Source organism: Bordetella sp. BOR01, assembly GCF_019218885.1.
GTDB lineage: Bacteria > Pseudomonadota > Gammaproteobacteria > Burkholderiales > Burkholderiaceae_B > Bordetella_A.
In genome coordinates, this window is the sequence record NZ_JAHUWT010000003.1 from 168,967 (window position 1) to 185,948 (window position 16,982).

11 protein-coding genes are annotated in these 16,982 nt (G+C 67.5%); 3 read left to right on the top strand and 8 right to left on the bottom strand.

Features of this window, described 5'->3' with window-relative positions:
* Positions 1-33: 33 nt before the first annotated feature.
* A complete protein-coding gene (gene acpA, locus KW845_RS15625) occupies positions 34-1,761 on the bottom strand; it encodes an acid phosphatase (RefSeq protein ID WP_218370211.1) in 1,728 nt (575 codons plus the stop codon).
* A 307-nt stretch (positions 1,762-2,068) separates the two neighbouring features.
* Between acpA and KW845_RS15630 the strand changes: the two genes are divergently transcribed.
* From KW845_RS15630 to KW845_RS15640, 3 genes are all read left to right on the top strand, one after another.
* A complete protein-coding gene (locus tag KW845_RS15630) occupies positions 2,069-2,767 on the top strand; it encodes a GntR family transcriptional regulator (protein WP_218370212.1) in 699 nt (232 codons plus the stop codon).
* Positions 2,768-3,044: 277 nt separating this feature from the next.
* Positions 3,045-4,007, top strand: coding sequence for a tripartite tricarboxylate transporter substrate binding protein (locus KW845_RS15635; RefSeq protein ID WP_218370213.1), 963 nt, complete (start codon positions 3,045-3,047; stop codon positions 4,005-4,007).
* A gap of 15 nt (positions 4,008-4,022) precedes the next feature.
* Positions 4,023-5,369 (top strand): amidase, encoded by a 1,347-nt coding sequence (locus KW845_RS15640; RefSeq protein WP_218370214.1) that lies wholly within the window; start codon positions 4,023-4,025, stop codon positions 5,367-5,369.
* A gap of 141 nt (positions 5,370-5,510) precedes the next feature.
* On the opposite strand, the gene KW845_RS15645 is transcribed toward KW845_RS15640, so the two are convergent.
* The 7 genes from KW845_RS15645 to KW845_RS15675 all read right to left on the bottom strand — a co-directional run bounded on the left by KW845_RS15645 (position 5,511) and on the right by KW845_RS15675 (position 16,921).
* A complete protein-coding gene (locus tag KW845_RS15645; protein WP_218370215.1) occupies positions 5,511-6,989 on the bottom strand; it encodes an efflux transporter outer membrane subunit in 1,479 nt (492 codons plus the stop codon).
* A complete protein-coding gene (locus KW845_RS15650) occupies positions 6,986-10,102 on the bottom strand; it encodes a multidrug efflux RND transporter permease subunit (RefSeq protein WP_218370216.1) in 3,117 nt (1,038 codons plus the stop codon). The genes KW845_RS15645 and KW845_RS15650 overlap by 4 nt, the downstream gene beginning before the upstream one ends.
* A complete protein-coding gene (locus KW845_RS15655) occupies positions 10,099-13,188 on the bottom strand; it encodes an MdtB/MuxB family multidrug efflux RND transporter permease subunit (protein WP_218370217.1) in 3,090 nt (1,029 codons plus the stop codon). Before KW845_RS15655 ends, KW845_RS15650 begins: the two co-directional genes overlap by 4 nt.
* Positions 13,185-14,453 carry an MdtA/MuxA family multidrug efflux RND transporter periplasmic adaptor subunit gene (locus KW845_RS15660; protein WP_218370218.1) on the bottom strand — a complete coding sequence of 423 codons (1,269 nt, stop codon included), beginning with the start codon at positions 14,451-14,453 and terminating at the stop codon, positions 13,185-13,187. The genes KW845_RS15655 and KW845_RS15660 overlap by 4 nt, the downstream gene beginning before the upstream one ends.
* A gap of 108 nt (positions 14,454-14,561) precedes the next feature.
* Complete coding sequence (gene zapD, locus KW845_RS15665; RefSeq protein WP_218370219.1) at positions 14,562-15,314, bottom strand: cell division protein ZapD; 753 nt, start codon at positions 15,312-15,314, stop codon at positions 14,562-14,564.
* A gap of 40 nt (positions 15,315-15,354) precedes the next feature.
* Entirely contained in the window at positions 15,355-15,999 is a 645-nt protein-coding gene (coaE, locus tag KW845_RS15670; protein WP_218370220.1) for a dephospho-CoA kinase, read from the bottom strand.
* 61 nt (positions 16,000-16,060) lie between these two features.
* Positions 16,061-16,921 carry an A24 family peptidase gene (locus KW845_RS15675; RefSeq protein ID WP_218370222.1) on the bottom strand — a complete coding sequence of 287 codons (861 nt, stop codon included), beginning with the start codon at positions 16,919-16,921 and terminating at the stop codon, positions 16,061-16,063.
* Positions 16,922-16,982 lie beyond the last annotated feature (61 nt).

Below are 16,982 nucleotides of genomic sequence, written 5' to 3' on the forward strand. Positions count from 1 at the left end.
TGTTCATGACAGGCCTGCGAGCGCTTGCCGGTCTCAGGCGCCGAAGCTCAGGGCGTTGGTCAGGTCGCCCATCGGTTTCTGCCCCCGCGCCGTCATCTCGTCGTCACGGACCTTCAGGCCTTCCAGCATGGGCAGGTCGAACAAGCGGGTGGCCAGGCGCAGGATCGAACCGGTGTCGTACACGGTGTGGTCCACGGTGCCCTTCTTGGCAAAAGGCGAGATCACCAACGCGGGGATGCGCGAGCCCGGACCCCAGCGGTCGCCCTGCGGCGGGGCCACATGGTCCCACCAACCGCCGTTCTCGTCCACCGTCACCACCACCACCATGTTGTTCCACTGCGGGCTGTTGCGCAGGCTGTCGATGATGTGGGCGATATGGCGGTCGCCGGATTCCACATCGGCGTAGCCGGCATGCATGTTCAGGTTGCCCTGCGGCTTGTAGAACGTCAGCGGCGGCAGCTTGCCGGCCTCGGCATCGGCCAGAAACTTGTTGGTGACCGCGATATCGCCCAGCCCGCCGTCGCGCAGGTGCGCGGTGCGCGCCTCGGTCCCGGGGCCGGTGGTCTCGAAGTAATTGAACGGCTGGTGGTGGGCCTGGAAGTTGGGCGATGCCGGAAAGCCCGTGCTCGCAGTGGAGTCGATGGCGGCCTGCCAGCCGCCTGCGTACCAGGCCCAGTCCAGGCCCTTGGCGGTCATCAGGCTGCCGATATTGTCGTGGGTCTGCGGCACCATGGTCTGCGGGCTGGCCGGATCGGCATGGGTGGGGTCGGTCGCGTCGCGGCTGAACGACGGCCAGTACGGCGGCGCCATGGTGTTCACGCCGTAGCCGTCGGGCGTCAGCGCGCTGGCGCCGAATTGCGGAATGCCGGTCATGGCGCTGGCCGGCGACGTATCCTTGGGCTGCAGGCGCGGGTCGGTCGGGTCGTCGCTCTGCAATTGCGCGATCTGCGTCTTGGCCACCGAATCCGCCGCATTCGGGTAGAACGGCGGACGGCCGCTGACCAGGTACTGGTGGTTCAGGAACGAGCCCCCGAAGGCGCCCTGGAAGAAGTTGTCGCACAGCACGAATTCCTGGGCCAGCTTCCACAGACGCAGGTTGTAGGCCGAGTCGCTGTAGTAGCCCATCACCAGCCCGCCCGAGTCGGCCCACGCGGCAAAGCGGTCGTTCTTGCCGCCGTTGATCTGCATCTGGTTCTGGTAGAACACGTGCCACAGGTCGCGCGTGACCACGCCTTGCGGCAAGGGCTCGCCCTGCGGGCCGCGCAGCGCGAACGGCGCGTTGGGCAGGTTGTTCATGTAGGCGGCCGCCTGGTCCACCTGGTAGGCGATGTGGTTGGCGGTCTGCGCCTGCGGCACCATGCCGTTCCACACGGGCGGCAACACCGCCAGCGGCGTGCCGTCGCGGTCGTATTGCGTATAGTCGGCCGCGGCCAGCGTGGACAACGGCTTTTCCACGCCGGGGAAGTTGGCGAACAGATTGTTGAAGCTGCGGTTCTCGGCAAAGATGACGACCATCGTCTTCACGTTCTCGCGCAGTTGAGCGGTGATGTCCGGCGGCGTGGACGGCGGGGTAGACGAATCGTCATCATCGTCGTCGTTGCTGGAACAACCGGCCAGGGCGCCCATCGTGGCGGCGCTGGCGCCCAGCGCGGCAATTCCGGTCAGGAAGCCGCGGCGGGCGGGCCGCGCCGGCTTCTGCTCTTGCGCTTTGTTATCTGAATTACCGGGCACGGCGCCGGCATCGTGTTCTTCATTGGACATGGTTTGACCTTGCGGGGACGCGCGACGCACTGTCATTGCGCCGCAGATCACCGGATGACAGCCGGCATGCGTTAACGGCGTACAGGTTATGTACCCTTTGTGTTCCGGGCGTGACGAATTGCTGTCAGCAAGCTGTTTACGCGGCTGTCGCGCACGCGCGGCGCGACGGCCTGCAAGGCCGGGCGAAAATCGGGAAAATGGCGGGGCGGGCCATCCGCAGCGGCCGGATTCTTGGTAAAACCAAGGGTAATTACGGATATAGTCATTCGTATAATCGTATACGATTATACATATTGGAGACCCCCTTATGGATTGGCTGACATCCCCCGTCCAGTCTGACGAATTCGCCGAGATCAAGAACACGTCGCTGGGCAAGCTGGTGCGCGACTATCTGCTGGGCCAGATCATGTCGGGCGCGCTGGTGCCCGGCCAGGCGCTGCGCGAGCCCGAGCTGGTGGAACAGATGAAGGTATCGCGCGTGCCGGTGCGCGAGGCCCTGCGCGAACTCGAAAGCATGGGCCTGGTGGTATCGCGCAAGCATTCCGGCGTGTACATCCGCGAACTGGCCGAAGACGAGGTGCACGATCTGTACCAGTTCCGTTCGCTGATGGACAACCACGCCGGGCGGGTGGTGGCCGGGCTGCCGCAGGCCGAGCGCCTGGCGCTGGTCGAGAAGCTGGAAACCTGTACCGCCGCCATGGACCTCGCGATCGAAGAAGACAACACCCAGGCCTACTACAACGCCAACCTGCAGTTCCACTGGCTGTTCATCGAATTCGCCGGCAACCGCGAAATCGCCAAGAGCTATCGCGAAGTCATCCAGAAACTGCACCTGGCGCGCGTCAAGAACCTGTCCACCGAAGACCATCGCCGGCAATCCAACGCCGAGCACAAGCAGATCGTGCAGGCATTGCGCGATGCGTCCTCGATCGCCGGCGTGCATCACTGCGCCGAACTGCTTGCCCACCACGTGATCAACGCGCACAAGCGCCTGGCGGAGATGTAGGCCATGACGACGACCAGGCAGCCATGCGGGCCGTAGCACCGCCGCGCCCGCCGGCCTAGACCCCCTTCCCCTTCGAATTCCGACGCCCGCCATCGCGACCCGCGCGATGGCACGGCACGCGCTCGCCCTGAAACACCGCAGGCCGGCCACTGTGCGCCCCGGTGCGCGGGTGTTCGCCTGCAAGCCGCGGCACGGCAACGAGCGACTGACGATTTCAACGAGTTCGACGCTTCAACCAACAAGATGCGCCGCAGTGGCGTACAAACAGGAGAAACCAATGAAACGCTTGGCAAGACTGATGGGATGCATGGCCCTGGGATGCGCGGCGATGGGCGCCCACGCCCAGAACGGCTCGTCGGTGCGCATCATCGTGCCCTTTGCCGCCGGTGGCCCCAACGACGTGGTCGCCCGCCTGGCGGCGCAATATATCGCCGAACCGCTGGGCAAGACCGTCATCGTGGAGAACAAGCCCGGCGCCACCGGGGCCATAGGCAGCCAACTGGCCGCCGATGCCAAGCCCGACGGCAATACGCTGCTGCTGGCCAGCAGCAGCACCATGATGGCGCCCATCATCCTGAAGTCGGTTCGCTTCGATCCCGTGAAGGACTTTGCCCCCATCGACCTGATCGCGCTGGACGAGAACCTGCTGGTCGTGCACCCCTCCGTGCCGGCCAAGACTGTCCAGGAACTGATCGACCTGGCCCGTGCCAAGCCCGGCGACCTGAATTATTCGACGTCGGGCCAGGGCAGCAGCTACCATCTGGGCACCGAGCTGTTCAGCTCGCAGACGGGCATACAGATGACGCACGTGCCTTACAAGGGAACGGCGCCCGCGGTGTTCGGCCTGCTTGCCGGCGAAGTGCAGGTCCAGTTCCAGGCGGTTTCGCAGGCCAAGCAGCATATTGCGGCGGGCAAGGTGCGGCCGCTGGGGATCGCCAGCAGCACGCGCCATGACGACTATCCCGACCTGCCCACGATTGCCGAGGCGGCCAATCTGCCCGGCTTCGAATTCGCTACATGGATGGGCCTGTTCGCCCCGGCCGGCACGCCCGAACCCGAACTGGCGAAGCTGCGCGAGGCCTTGCATAAAGCCACGCAGCATCCCGAGTTCCAGGCCAGCCTGAAAGAACTGGGCATGCGGCCGGTCAGCGAGGATCCGCAAGCCATCACGGCGCGCATTTCCCAAGACCTGGAAAAGTGGGGCACGCTGGTGCAGACCAAGGGCCTGCAGATGCAATAAGCGTGCGAGAAAAACATGCCATCGATGACTGATATGTTGACGTTCGAGGCGGCGGCCGCCCGGTTCCGCCAGGCCAGCCTGACGCCCCGCGACTACCTGGAGCAGGCCATTGCCATCATCCAGGAAAAAGAAGACCGGGTGCGGGCCTTCGCCTGCCTGGATCTCGACCGCGCCCGGGCACAGGCCGACGCGGCAACCGAGCGATATCGCCGCCAGGCGCCGCTTTCGGCCATCGATGGCATGCCGGTGGGCATCAAGGACATCATCGATACCGCCACGCTGCCCACCACCATGGGCAGCGATATCTACCGTGGCTGGCAGCCCGCCGCCGATGCCGAGGCCGTCGATGCGATCCGCCTGGGCGGGGGCATCATCCTGGGCAAGACGCACACCACCGAATTCGCCATCGGCCGCGCCACCGTCACCACCAATCCGCACGACGCCACGCGCACCCCGGGCGGTTCGTCGTCGGGAACCGCGGCAGCGGTTGCCAGCGGCATGATCTGCGCCGGCCTGGGAACGCAGACCCAGGGCTCTATCGTGCGGCCGGCCAGCTACTGTGGCGTGGCGGGCTACAAGCCCACCTGGGGCGTGCTGCCCCTGCGCGGCGTGCATCCGGTTTCGAGCAGCCACGACCACCTTGGCGTCATCGCGCAAAGCCTGGATACCGCCTGGACAACGGCGCGATGCATCATGCACTACCGGCCCACCCCGGCCAGCGCCCAGCTGGACAGCCGGTCGACCCCGGCACTGGAAGCGCGGCCCGCCGGCCGCGTGGCGGTGCTGCGCACGCAAGGCTACGCCGAACTCGACGCCGACGCCCTGCGGGCATTCGACGCGCAGCTGGACAACTGGCGCCGAGCCGGCGCGGTGCTGGTCGAACCCGGCGACGACCCCCACCTGGCCGCCCTGTGCCACGACCTGGACCAGATCCCATCCCTGTCGCAGGAACTGGTCAGCCACGACATGCGCTGGCCGTACTGGAGCTACTGCCAGCAGCACCCGCAAGCCATCAGCCGGAAGATCCACGACATGGTCGAAGCCGGCTTGAAGATCACCCCGCAACGCTATGCCGGCGTGTGCGCCATGCGGGACGGCATCCTGGCCCGCCTGGAAGCCCTGGCCTCGCACTACGACGCCTTCATGCTGCCCGCCGCGTCCGGCGTGGCGCCCGTGGGCCTGGACAATACCGGCTCGCGCACCTTGCTGGTCTATGGCAGCTTCCTGGGCATCCCCGCCCTGAGCCTGCCCGTGCTGCAAGTCGGCCACATGCCGCTGGGCATACAACTGCTGGGCCCCCGCTTCAGCGACCACCCCCTGCTCTGCCATGGCAAATGGCTGGTATCGCTGGCCGGGACTTGAATCGCGCAGGCGCGAGCGCCTCTGCGCACGACGATCGGCTATCGCCAGGTGTCAGGCTCCCATAGGGTGCCTGACACCCTACGACTGGGACAGTCGTGCCACACAATGGTGTCAGGCACCTGCGGAGCCTGACACCTGGGATCACTCCCCATCCCGCTGCTGCCCCTGAGCCTCAGCCGCCACTCCCTCCCATCCTCCCCCCAGCGCAGCGATCAATTGCACGCTGGCGGTCAGGCGGCTGCCCAGCAAGGTGATGGCGCTGCGCTCGCTGTTGAGCGCGCCCGTTTCCAGCACGGCCACGTCCAGGTAGCCGATCAGGCCGGCCTCGTATTGGTTGCGGGCCAGCCGCAGCGACTCGCGCGAGGCTTCCAGGGCGCGGCGCTGCACGACTTGTTCGTGTTCCATCACGCGCAGCTGGATAAGATAGTCTTCGACCTCGCGCAGCGCCCCCAGCACCGTCTGCCGGTACAGCGCGGCCTGGCCGTCGTAGGCAGCGCGCGCCTGCTCCAGTTGCGCCTCGCGCGCACCGCCATCGAAGATCGTCAGCGCCAGGGCCGGCCCCAGCGACCAGAAGCGGGCCGGCGCGGTCAGCCACTGCGCGAACTCGCCGCTGCGAAAACCGCCGTCGGCGCTGATGACCAGGTCGGGGAACCAGGCAGCCTGCGCCACGCCGATCTGCGCGTTGGCCGAGGCCGTGCGGCGCTCGGCCGAGGCGACATCCGGGCGGCGTTCGAGCAATTCGGACGGCATGCCGGCCGGAATCTGCGGCACCGCGTGCGCGAAGTCCTGGGCCGGCAGCGCGAAGCGCGAAGGCGCCAGCCCCACCAGCACCGCGATGGCGTGCTCGAACTGGCCGCGCTGCCATTCCAGGTCGATTAATTGTGCGCGAGCGTTTTCCAGCTGCGCCAGGGCCACCGACACATCGCCCTTGCCGGCCACGCCGGCCTGGTAGCGGTTCTGCGTCAATTGCAGCGAACGCTCATAGGCCTCGACGGTGGATTCCAGCAAGCGCTTCTGTTCGTCCAGGATGCGCAATTGGAAATAGTCCTGCGCCAGGGCCGATTGGGCGCTCAGCCGCGTGTTGGCCAGGTCCGCCAGGCTGGCGTCGGCCTCGGCGCGGCTGGCCTCGACATCGCGGCGCACACGGCCCCACAGGTCGAGTTCCCAGCTGGCCGTGCCGCTCAGGTTGTACTGGTTGCCCACGCCCGTGCCGGTGGCGCTGCTGCCGCCGCCTGCCCGGGTGACACCGGCGTTGGCCCCCACCGTGGGGTAGAACCCGGCGCGCGCGCCCTGCACCAAAGCCTGGGCCTGGCGGTAATTGGCCTCGGCCTGGGCAATGGTGTAGTTGGCCGCGTTCAATTGGCCCATCAGGCCATCGAGCGTGGCGTCGCCGTAGATCTGCCACCACGCGCCGCGCTCGGCGGCATCGCGCGGCTGCGCGGGCTTCCAGCCGTCCTGGCCCTGTGCTTCTTTATAGGCCTCGCCCACGTCGAGCGCGGGCCGCTGGTAGTCAGGGCCGACCGCGCAGGCCGACAGCAGCGCGCAGCACAGCACGGCGGCCGCCCCGCGCGGCGCGCGCGCAAGCGTAAAGGGAAAGAGCGATGACAATGCGCGGCTCATGGGCGTTCTACATCAGGTTGCGGACCGGCTGCACCGCGCGCGCCACGGCGGCGCCGGGCCCACAGGCGGAAACGGTCCAGGTACAGGTACACGACCGGCGTGGTGTACAGCGTCAGGATCTGGCTCAGGATCAGGCCGCCGACGATCGTGACCCCCAGCGGCTGGCGCATCTCGACGCCTGCCCCGGTGGCCAGCACCAGCGGCAGCGCGCCGAAGATCGCGGCCAGGGTGGTCATCATGATGGGCCGGAAGCGCGTCAGGCAGGCCTCGAAGATGGCGTCGTGCGGCGACAGCCCGCGCCGCCGCTCGGCGTCGAGCGCGAAGTCCACCATCATGATGGCGTTCTTCTTCACGATGCCGATCAGCAAGAACACCCCGATCAGGGCGATCAGCGTGAACTCGCTGCCCACCAGCATCAGGGCCAGCAATGCGCCGATGCCGGCCGATGGCAGGGTCGACAGGATGGTCAGCGGGTGCACCAGGTTTTCATACAGGATGCCCAGCACGATATACATGGTGACCAGCGCCGCCAGGATCAGCCAGGGCTGCTGGCTTTGCACCTCTTGCTGGGCCGCGGCGGTGCCCAGGAAGCCGGCCTGGATCTGGTCGGACGGCAGTCCGATGCGCGCCACCGCCGCGTCGATGGCGCGGATGGCCTGGTCCAGCGACACGCCCGGCGCCAGGTTGAACGAAATATCATCGGCCGCGAACAGGCCGTTGTGCTGCACGCTGAGCGGGGCGTTGCCCGATTCGAAATGCGCGAACGCCGCCAGCGGCACGCGCTGGCCAACTTGCGTGATGACATGCACCTGCTTGAGCGATTCGGCATCCTGGGCAAAGCGCTGGTCTACCCCCATGACGACGTGGTACTGGTTCAGCGGCCCGTACATCACCGACACCTGCCGCTGGCTGAACGAGTTGTTCAGCACCGCGGAAATATCCGACATGCTGATACCCAGCCGCGTCGCCGCCTCGCGGTCGATCACCAGTTCGACCTGACGGCCCTTGTCTTCGACGCTGGCGTCCACGTCGGTGAGTTCGGGCAGCGCCGCCATGGCCTGCTGCACCCGGGGCATCCAGGTGCGCAACAGCGAGAGCTCGCCTGTCAGCAGCGTGTAGTCGTAAGACCCGCTGCCCTGCCCGCCGCCCAGGAAGATGTCTTGCTGCGGCACCAGGAACACGCGCGCGCCGGGGGTGTTCTGCAGCCGGCCGCGCAGCCGGTTGACCACGTCGTTGGCGCTGGCCTGGCGTTCGGCCTGCGGCTTGAGCTGGATCGACATGAAACTGCTGTTGCTGCCGCCGCGCCCGCCGGCATGGACCGTGATGTTGGCCACCGCAGGATCGGACAGGATCACCTTGCGGAAGTACTCCAGCTTGGGCACCGTGGCCTGGAACGACGTGCCCTGGTCGACCCGGAAGAACCCCAGCAGCTGGCCGGTGTCCTGCTGCGGGAAGAAGCCCTTGGGCACCACCATGTACAGGTACACGTTCAGGCCGATGGTGGCAGCCAGCAGCAGCATCATGATGCGGCTGTGCGCCAGCGCCCACGACAGGCTGCGCCGGTACTGCGCCAGCATGGCGTCGAAGCCGCGCCCGATGGCCGCCGACAGCCGGCCCGGCGCACGCGCAGGTTCTTGCGCGCGCAGCAGGCGCGCGCACATCATGGGCGTCAAGGTCAGCGACACCACCAGCGACACCATGATGGCCGCCGACAGAGTCACGGCGAACTCGCGGAACAGTCGCCCCACCACGCCGCCCATCAGCAAGATGGGAATGAACACCGCCACCAGCGACAGGCTCATGGACAGCACCGTGAAGCCCACTTCGCGCGACCCGCGCAGCGCGGCCCGCATGGGCGAGGCGCCCTGCTCGATGTGGCGCATGATGTTCTCGAGCACCACGATGGCATCGTCGACCACGAAACCGGTGGCCACGATCAGCGCCATCAGTGAAATCGTGTTCAGCGTATAGCCGCACAAATACATGATGCAGAAGGTGCCGACCAGCGATACCGGCACGGCCACGCTGGGAATCAGCGCCGCGCGCCAGTGCCGCAGGAACAGCAGCACCACCAGCATCACCAGCCCCACGGCCACCACCAGCGTCAGCTCGGCCTCGTGCAGCGAGGCGCGGATGCTGGGGGTGCGGTCCTGCGCGACGGTCATGTCCACGTCGCCGGGCAGCAGCGCCGACAACTGCGGCAACTGCGCGCGTATGGCTTCGACGGTTTCGATGATGTTGGCATCGGCCTGGCGCCGCAGGATCAGCAGAATGGCCTGGCGGTCGTTGTAGAAGCCGGTCTGGAACAGGTCTTCGACCGAGTCCTCGACCGTGGCCACGTCGGACAGCCGCACCGCGGCGCCGTCGCGCCAGGCCACGATCAGCGGCCGGTATTGCTCGGCACGCTCGAGCTGGTCGCTGGCCATGATCTGCCAGTGATAGCGGTCGTTCTCGATCACGCCCTTGGGCCGGTTGGCATTGGCCTCGGTCAGCGTGGTGCGCACTTCGTCCAGCGACACACCGCGGCTGGACAGCGCGCCCGGGATCAGGTTGACTCGCACCGCCGGCAACGAACTGCCGCCCACGGTGACCTCGCCCACGCCGTTGACCTGCGCCAGCTTCTGCGCAACGATGGTCGAGGCCAGGTCGTACAGCTTGCCCTGGCTGAGCGTGCCGGACGTCAACGCCAGCACCATGATGGGCGCCGACGACGGGTTGACCTTGTGGTACGTGGGGTTGCTGCGCAGGCCCGTGGGCAGCAGCGAACGCGCCGCATTGATGGCTGCCTGCACATCGCGCGCGGCACCATCGATATCGCGGCTCAGGTCGAACTGCAAGATGATGCGGGTCGAGCCCTGCGAGTTGCGCGAGGTCATTTCGGTAACGCCCGCTATGCTGCCCAGCGACCGTTCCAGCGGCGTGGCCACGCTGGAGGCCATGGTCTCGGGGCTGGCGCCCGGCAGGTTGGCGGTGACCGAGATGATGGGCAGGTCCACTTCCGGCAGCGGCGCCACCGGCAGCAGGCGGAACGACAGCACCCCTGCCAGCACCAGCCCCAGGCACAGCAGCACGGTGGCCACGGGGCGAACGATGAAGGGGGCCGACAGGATCATGGCTGCTCCGCGGCGGGGCGTGCCCGACTGCGGCGCGCCAGGCGGTCGAACATCAGGTAGATGACCGGCGTGGTGAACAGCGTGAGCACCTGGCTGAGCAGCAGGCCGCCCACCATGACCAGGCCCAGCGGCTGGCGCAGCTCGGCCCCGGTACCGGTGGACAGCATCAGGGGCAGCGCGCCGAACAGGGCAGCCAGCGTCGTCATCAAGATGGGCCGAAAGCGCAGCAGCGCGGCTTCATGGATGGCGGCGCGCGGCGTCAGCCCGCGCTTGCGCTCGGCCTCCAGCGCGAAGTCGATCATCATGATGGCGTTCTTTTTCACGATGCCGATCAGCAAGATGATGCCGATGATGCCGATCATGTCGAGCTCGGTGCCGGTGATCATCAGGGCCAGCAGGGCCCCCACCGCGGCCGAAGGCAGCGTGGACAGGATGGTGATGGGATGGATGTAGCTTTCATACAGCACCCCCAGCACGATGTACATGGTGACCACCGCCGCCAGGATCAGCCACAGCGTGCTGGACAGCGAATTCTGGAAAGCCAGCGCGGCCCCCTGGTAGCGCGTCTCGATGCTGGCCGGCATGCCGATCTCGGCCTCGGCCGCCGCAATCGCATCGACCGCCGCCGACAGCGACGCGCCCGGCGCCAGGTTGAACGACACCGTGGTCATGGGGAACTGGTCGAGCCGGCTGATGGCCAGCATGGTGCGCCCCTGCGAGATATGCGCCACGGCCGACAGCGGCACCAGGCCGCCCGATTCGGTAGCCAGGTGGATCTGCCCCAGTGCCTCGGGCGACTCGCGAAACTGGGGTAGCACCTCCAGCACCACCCGATATTGGTTCGACTGCGTGAAAATGGTGGAAATCAGCCGCTGGCCGAAAGCGTTGTACAAGGCCTCGTCGATGGCGGCGGTAGAGATACCCAGGCGCGAGGCGGCATCGCGGTCGATCTCGACCCAGGTCTGCAGGCCGTCGTCCTGCAGGTCGTGGGCCACGTCGGTCAGTTCGGGCAATTGCGCCAGGCGGTCGACCAGCCTGGGCGCCCATTCGGACAGCACGGCGATGTCCGGGTTGGACATAGTCATCTGGTACTGCGTGCGGCTGATGCGGTCTTCGATGGTCAGGTCTTGCACCGGCTGCATGTACACCCTGACACCTTGCTGGGCGTCCAGGGCATCTTGCAGGCGCTGCGTGATGGCGGCCAGGTCGCCGTCGCGCTGGCCGTGCGGCTTCAGGGCGATCTGCATGCGGCCGGTATTCAGCGTGGCATTGGTGCCGTCCACACCGATGAACGACGACACCGATTCCACATCGGGGTCCTGCAGCACGATGCGCGCGGCCTCTTGCTGGCGCTGCGCCATGGCCGGGAACGACACCGAGGCCGGTGCCTGGGTGATGGCCTGGATCATGCCGCTGTCCTGCTGGGGAAAGAACCCCTTGGGAATGACAAGGTACAGCAGCACGGTCAGCACGAAGGTGCCCACCGCCACCAGCAGGGTCAGCGGCTGGTGCGCCAGCACCCATTGCAGCATGCGGTCGTAGTGGGCGATGGTGCGATCGATGAAGGCGCCCGTGGCCCGGTGGAAGCGCCCATGGCGCTGCTCGGATTCGGGCCGCAGCAGGCGCGCGCACATCATGGGGGTCAGCGTCAGCGACACCACCAGCGAGATCAGGATGGCCACGGCCAGCGTGACGGCGAACTCGCGGAACAGCCTGCCCACCACTTCGGTCATGAACAGCAGCGGGATCAGCACGGCAATCAGCGAGAAAGTCAGCGAGATCAGCGTGAAACCGATCTGCGCGGCCCCCTTCAGCGCGGCCTGCATGGGTGTTTCGCCCTGCTCGAGGTGGCGCGCGATGTTCTCGATCATGACGATGGCGTCATCGACCACGAACCCGGTGGCGATGGTCAGCGCCATCAGTGTCAGGTTATTGATGCTGAAGCCCGCCAGGTACATGACGCCGAAGGTGCCGATCAGCGACAGCGGCACCACCACGCTGGGAATCAGGGTGGCCGTCAGGCTGCGCAGGAACAGGAAGGTCACCATGACCACCAGGGCCACCGCCAGCATCATCTCGAATTGCACGTCGGACACAGACGCACGGATGGTCTGGGTGCGGTCGGACACGACGCTGACATCCAGCGTGGCCGGCAAGGCGTCTTTGAGCTGCGGCAGCATGGCGCGGATGTGGTCGACCACATCGATCACGTTGGCGCCGGGCTGGCGCTGCACGTTCAGCAGGATGGCCGGCTGGTCGCCCGCCCAGGCGGCCTGGCGCACGTCTTCGGCGCCCTGCACGGCCTGCGCCACATCGGACAGGCGCAGCGGCGCGTTGTTGCGATAGGCGATGATCAGGTCGTTGTACTCGGTGGGCGACTTGAGCTGGTCGTTGGCATCGATGGTGGTGGACCGCTCGGGCCCGTCGAGGTTGCCCTTGGGCTGGTTGACGTTGGCACCCACCACGGCGGTGCGCAAGTCGGCCAGCGACAGGCCGGCCGAGGCCAGCGCACGCGGGTTCACCTGGATGCGCACGGCCGGCCGCTGCCCGCCCGCCACGCTGACCAGCCCCACGCCCGGCACCTGCGACAGCTTCTGGCCCATGCGGGTATCGACCAGGTCGCGCACCTGCGGCAGCGGCATGGTGGGCGACGTGATGGCCAGGGTAAGTACCGGCGCGTCGGCCGGATTGACCTTGTTGTAGACCGGCGGCACCGGCAGGTCGCTGGGCAGCAGGTTCGATGCCGCATTGATGGCCGCCTGCACTTCTTGTTCGGCCACGTCCAGCGACAGGTCCAGGCTGAACTGCAGCGTGATCACCGATGCGCCGCCGGAACTGGTGGACGACATCTGGTTCAGGCCCGGCATCTGCCCGAACTGGCGTTCGAGCGGCGAGGTCACCAGCGAGGTCATGACGTCGGGGCTGGCGCCCGGGTACAGCGTCACGACCTGGATGGTGGGATAGTCGACTTCAGGCAGCGCCGATACCGGCAGCAGGCGATAGGCGATGAACCCGGCGATCAGGATCGCCACCATCGACAGCGTGGTGGCGACCGGCCGCAGGATGAACAGGCGCGACGGACTCACGGCGCCTTCGTCGCAGCCTGGCCGGCGCGCGCGGGCGAGCCGGCGCCCAGGGCCTCGCCCGGCGTGGCGGGGATGGCGGTATCGTCGGTCACGACGTTGACCTTGGCGCCGGTGCGCAGCCGGTCGGTGCCCTCGACGACCACGCGGTCGCCCGGTACCAGCCCTTCATTGACGGCGACACGGTCGCCGTTGATGGCCCCCAGCTGCACCTGGCGCACGTCCACGGTGCTGTCGTCGCGCAGCAGGAACACGAAGGCGCCGGCCGAGCCTTGCTGGACTGCCGCGGTGGGGATGACGGTGGCATCGTCGCGCGTCTGCACCAGCAGGCGCACGTTGACGAACTGGTTGGGAAACAGCAGTTCGTCGGCATTGTCGAAGCGCGCCTTGAGCTTGACGGTGCCGGTGGCGACGTCGATCTGGTTGTCGATGGTCTCGAGCTGGCCGCTGGCGATGGCCTTGGTATCGGTGCGGTCATAGGCCTGCACCGTCAGGGTGCGGCCGGCCCGCACCTGTTCGAGCACCTCGGGCAATTGAGTCTCGGGCAGCGAGAACACGACCGAAATGGGCTGGGTCTGGGTAATGACCACCAGCCCGTCGGTATCGCCGGTGGATACCAGGTTGCCCGGATCGACCCTGCGCAGGCCCAGGCGGCCGCCGATGGGTGCGCTGATGCGGGTATAGCCCAGTTGCAGCTTGGCGTTGTCGACGGCGGCCTGGTCGATTTTCTGGGTGCCTTCGTACTGGCGCACCAGCGCGGCCTGCGTATCGAGCTGCTGGCGCGCAATGGAGTCTTGCTTGAACAGCGTCTGGTAGCGTTGCAGGTCGCGCCGTGCATTGGCCAGCAGGGCCTGGTTCTGCTGCTGCTGGCCTTGCGCCTGCGCCAGCGCAACCTCGAAGGGGCGCGGATCGATCTGCGCGAGCAGGTCGCCGGCCTTGATGTACTGGCCTTCGTCGAAAGCCACCCGGATCAGCTCGCCATCGACCCGGCTGCGCACGGTGACGGTGTTGTAGGCGGTGACCGTGCCCAGGGCACGCAGCACGATATCGATGTTCTGGGTGCCGGCCTGGGCCGTTCGGACCGGCACCGGCAGGGCCATGGCGCCGGCGGCGGCGCCAGCCAGGCCGCGGCCGCCTTTCTGGGGCTGCTGCCCGCCAGGCTTGAAGACCAGCCACGTGGCCACGGCGGCCGCCAGCAACAACAGAACGATGACGGCCAGGCGGCGCGTGCGGCGGGGCGGCGGCGGGGCGGGTCGGCTTTCGGGCATGGGGTCATTGGACGCAAGCAGCGGAGCCGCTATTGTCCCCTAAGTGCGCGGATTTACGGCAACCGGCGCCCCGACCTGAAATAGACCGCAACAGGAATCAGGCCGGCCCTAGGCGCTGCACAGCGACATCTGGAAACTGATGTCGCGCGCCACCTGTTGCGGCTTGGCGTCGCCGTCCTGGGACGAGAAGCGTATCCAGATCATGTACTTATTGGCGCTGATTTCGGGAAACACCCCCTGGGCCGGGTCGATCCAGACCCGCAGCAGCTGAAACAGCTTGCCCGCCAGCATTTGCTGGTAGGCGCCCTGTTCGGCCAGGATCTCGGCCCGGCGGCCCGATTCGCGCAGCAGGCGCAGCGCCATGGACACGGCTTCATGCAGGGGGCGCAGCGGCATCGTCCAGGTTTGCAGGTCGGCGCAGCGGCCGGCCTCGGGTTTGTGCTGCCAGGCATGATAGGACGGCATGTCGACCTGGGTGGCGCCGCCGGGTACGGCCAGGCGGCCGCGCAGGCTGATCAGCCATTCGTTTTCGCGCAAGGTCTGGCCGGCGCGGCCCTGGGCGGCCAGGGCGCTCACGGTGCGCTCCATTTCGGCCAGCATGGACTCCAGGGCATCCTGGGCCACGCCGGGGTGGTCGCGCAACGCCACCAGCGCCACGCGCTGGCGCTCGAGGTCTTGCAGGACGGCGGTCTTGATGTCGGTGCGTTCGGTGGCGTCAAGAATATCGAACAAGGTGGCGACCGCGATCTGGTGGTGACGGGGGTCGCCTTCGCGCGCGAAGTAGAACAATCTGTCAAACAGATATTCCAGCCTGAGATAGGCGCGGATACGCTCGTTGAAAGGATATTCGTAAAGAATCACGCTTTATACAGGCCTGTTGGTGGTCGGCCCGCGGGCCGGGTTATTCAGGGAGGCCGGTCCCGCATGGCGGTGGCCGGCGTGGTGCCGCCGCCAACTGGCACCAGCGGTCGTGCAGAGCCTTTGCCCGCGCGCGCAACTGCTGGGCAGACGTGGCGCCATCGTTGACGATGACATCATCCGCTGCCGCGAGCCGTGTTGCCCGCGCGGCCTGTGCCGCCATGATACGCCGTATGGCCTGCTCCGTCAGCCCGCTGCGTGCCTGCACGCGGGCGACCTGGGTTTCGGGATCGCAATCCACCACGCAAATACGATCGACCCGTTCGCGCCAGCGGCCCGACTCGACCAGCAAAGGCACCACGAACACCAGGTAAGCGCCTTGCGCGGCCGCCGCGGCGCGTTCGGTATGCTGGCCGATCAAGGGATGCAGGATGGCTTCCAGCTGCGCGCGGGCTTCGGGCCGGCGAAACACCAGGTCGCGCATCCAGGCCCGGTCGAGCGCGCCATCAGCGGCCACGGCGCCCGCCCCGAAGGCCTGGCCGATGGCCGGCATGGCCGCGCCGCCCGGGGCCGTCAGTTCATGCGCGATCGCGTCGCTGTCGACCAGCGCCGCGCCCCATTCGGCCAGCATGTCCGCCACGCGGGTCTTGCCGGAACCAATACCGCCGGTCAGGCCGATTTTGTACATAGCAGGTCTTCCATCGAGAGCATTGCCTGCGCATCGAGCATACGCCCCGCGCGCCGCCGCGTCAGAACCATGCCGGCCGCCCCGCCGCCAGCAGCGTGACGATGCCGGCCAGTGCCAGGTAAGGCCCGAACGGCAAGGGCTGGCCACGATGCGCATGGCCCGTCAGGCGCAGGATACCCGCGCCGGCCACGCCGGCCAACGAGGCCACCAGCAGCACGCCCGGCAACGCGGCCAGGCCGAACCAGGCGCCCAGCGCCGCCAGCAGCTTGAAATCGCCATAACCCATGCCTTCGCGCCCGGTCAGCAAGCGGAACATGTGGAACAGCAGCCACAGGAACACATAGCCCACCACCGCGCCCAGCACCGCCAACGGCAAGGGTGCCAGCGCGCCGCCCAGGTTCACCAGCAGCCCGACCCAGGCCAGCGGCAGCGTGATGGCATCGGGCAGCAGGCTGGTCTGCAGGTCGATCCAGGCCAGCGCCAGCAGCGCCGCGCACAGGCCCATGGCGCACAGCGCGATCAGCGTGGGACCGAAGCGCCAGGCGCACAGCGCGAACAGCAGCGCGGCCGCCAGCTCGATAACGGGATAGCGCCAGCCGATGGCATCGCCGCATGCGGCACAGCGCCCGCGCAGCACCAGCCAGCCCAGTACCGGCAGCCGGCGCCAGCCGCGCACCGGCGCGGCACAGGACGGGCAATGCCAGCCCGGGCGCCACAGCGTATAGCCGGCCGCCAGGGCCGCCCCGGGCCCGTGGGCGGCCCGGGCGGCGGGATGGAATTCCTGATACTGCTGCAACCATTCGCGCTCCATGATGCGCGGCAGCCGGTGCGCCAGCACGGTCAGCCAGCTACCGACCGCCAGGCCCAGCACCGCGGCCATGGCGATGGCCCACCCAGGATCGACTGCAAAGACGTGCCACATGAAGTTCAGACAATCCGATAAAAAGCCCGCGCGGGACAGGTGCCGGCAGCCAGGGCCGGCG

What these genes read in the sequence shown, in the direction of transcription:
- coaE (WP_218370220.1), bottom strand. Translation starts at nt 15,999, where the DNA reads ATGTACAAAATCGGCCTGACCGGCGGTATTGGTTCCGGCAAGACCCGC.
- KW845_RS15635 (WP_218370213.1), top strand. Translation starts at nt 3,045, where the DNA reads ATGAAACGCTTGGCAAGACTGATGGGATGCATGGCCCTGGGATGCGCG.
- KW845_RS15630 (WP_218370212.1), top strand. Translation starts at nt 2,069, where the DNA reads ATGGATTGGCTGACATCCCCCGTCCAGTCTGACGAATTCGCCGAGATC.
- KW845_RS15675 (WP_218370222.1), bottom strand. Translation starts at nt 16,921, where the DNA reads ATGTGGCACGTCTTTGCAGTCGATCCTGGGTGGGCCATCGCCATGGCC.
- acpA (WP_218370211.1), bottom strand. Translation starts at nt 1,761, where the DNA reads ATGTCCAATGAAGAACACGATGCCGGCGCCGTGCCCGGTAATTCAGAT.
- KW845_RS15650 (WP_218370216.1), bottom strand. Translation starts at nt 10,102, where the DNA reads ATGATCCTGTCGGCCCCCTTCATCGTTCGCCCCGTGGCCACCGTGCTG.
- KW845_RS15645 (WP_218370215.1), bottom strand. Translation starts at nt 6,989, where the DNA reads ATGAGCCGCGCATTGTCATCGCTCTTTCCCTTTACGCTTGCGCGCGCG.
- KW845_RS15660 (WP_218370218.1), bottom strand. Translation starts at nt 14,453, where the DNA reads ATGCCCGAAAGCCGACCCGCCCCGCCGCCGCCCCGCCGCACGCGCCGC.
- KW845_RS15640 (WP_218370214.1), top strand. Translation starts at nt 4,023, where the DNA reads ATGCCATCGATGACTGATATGTTGACGTTCGAGGCGGCGGCCGCCCGG.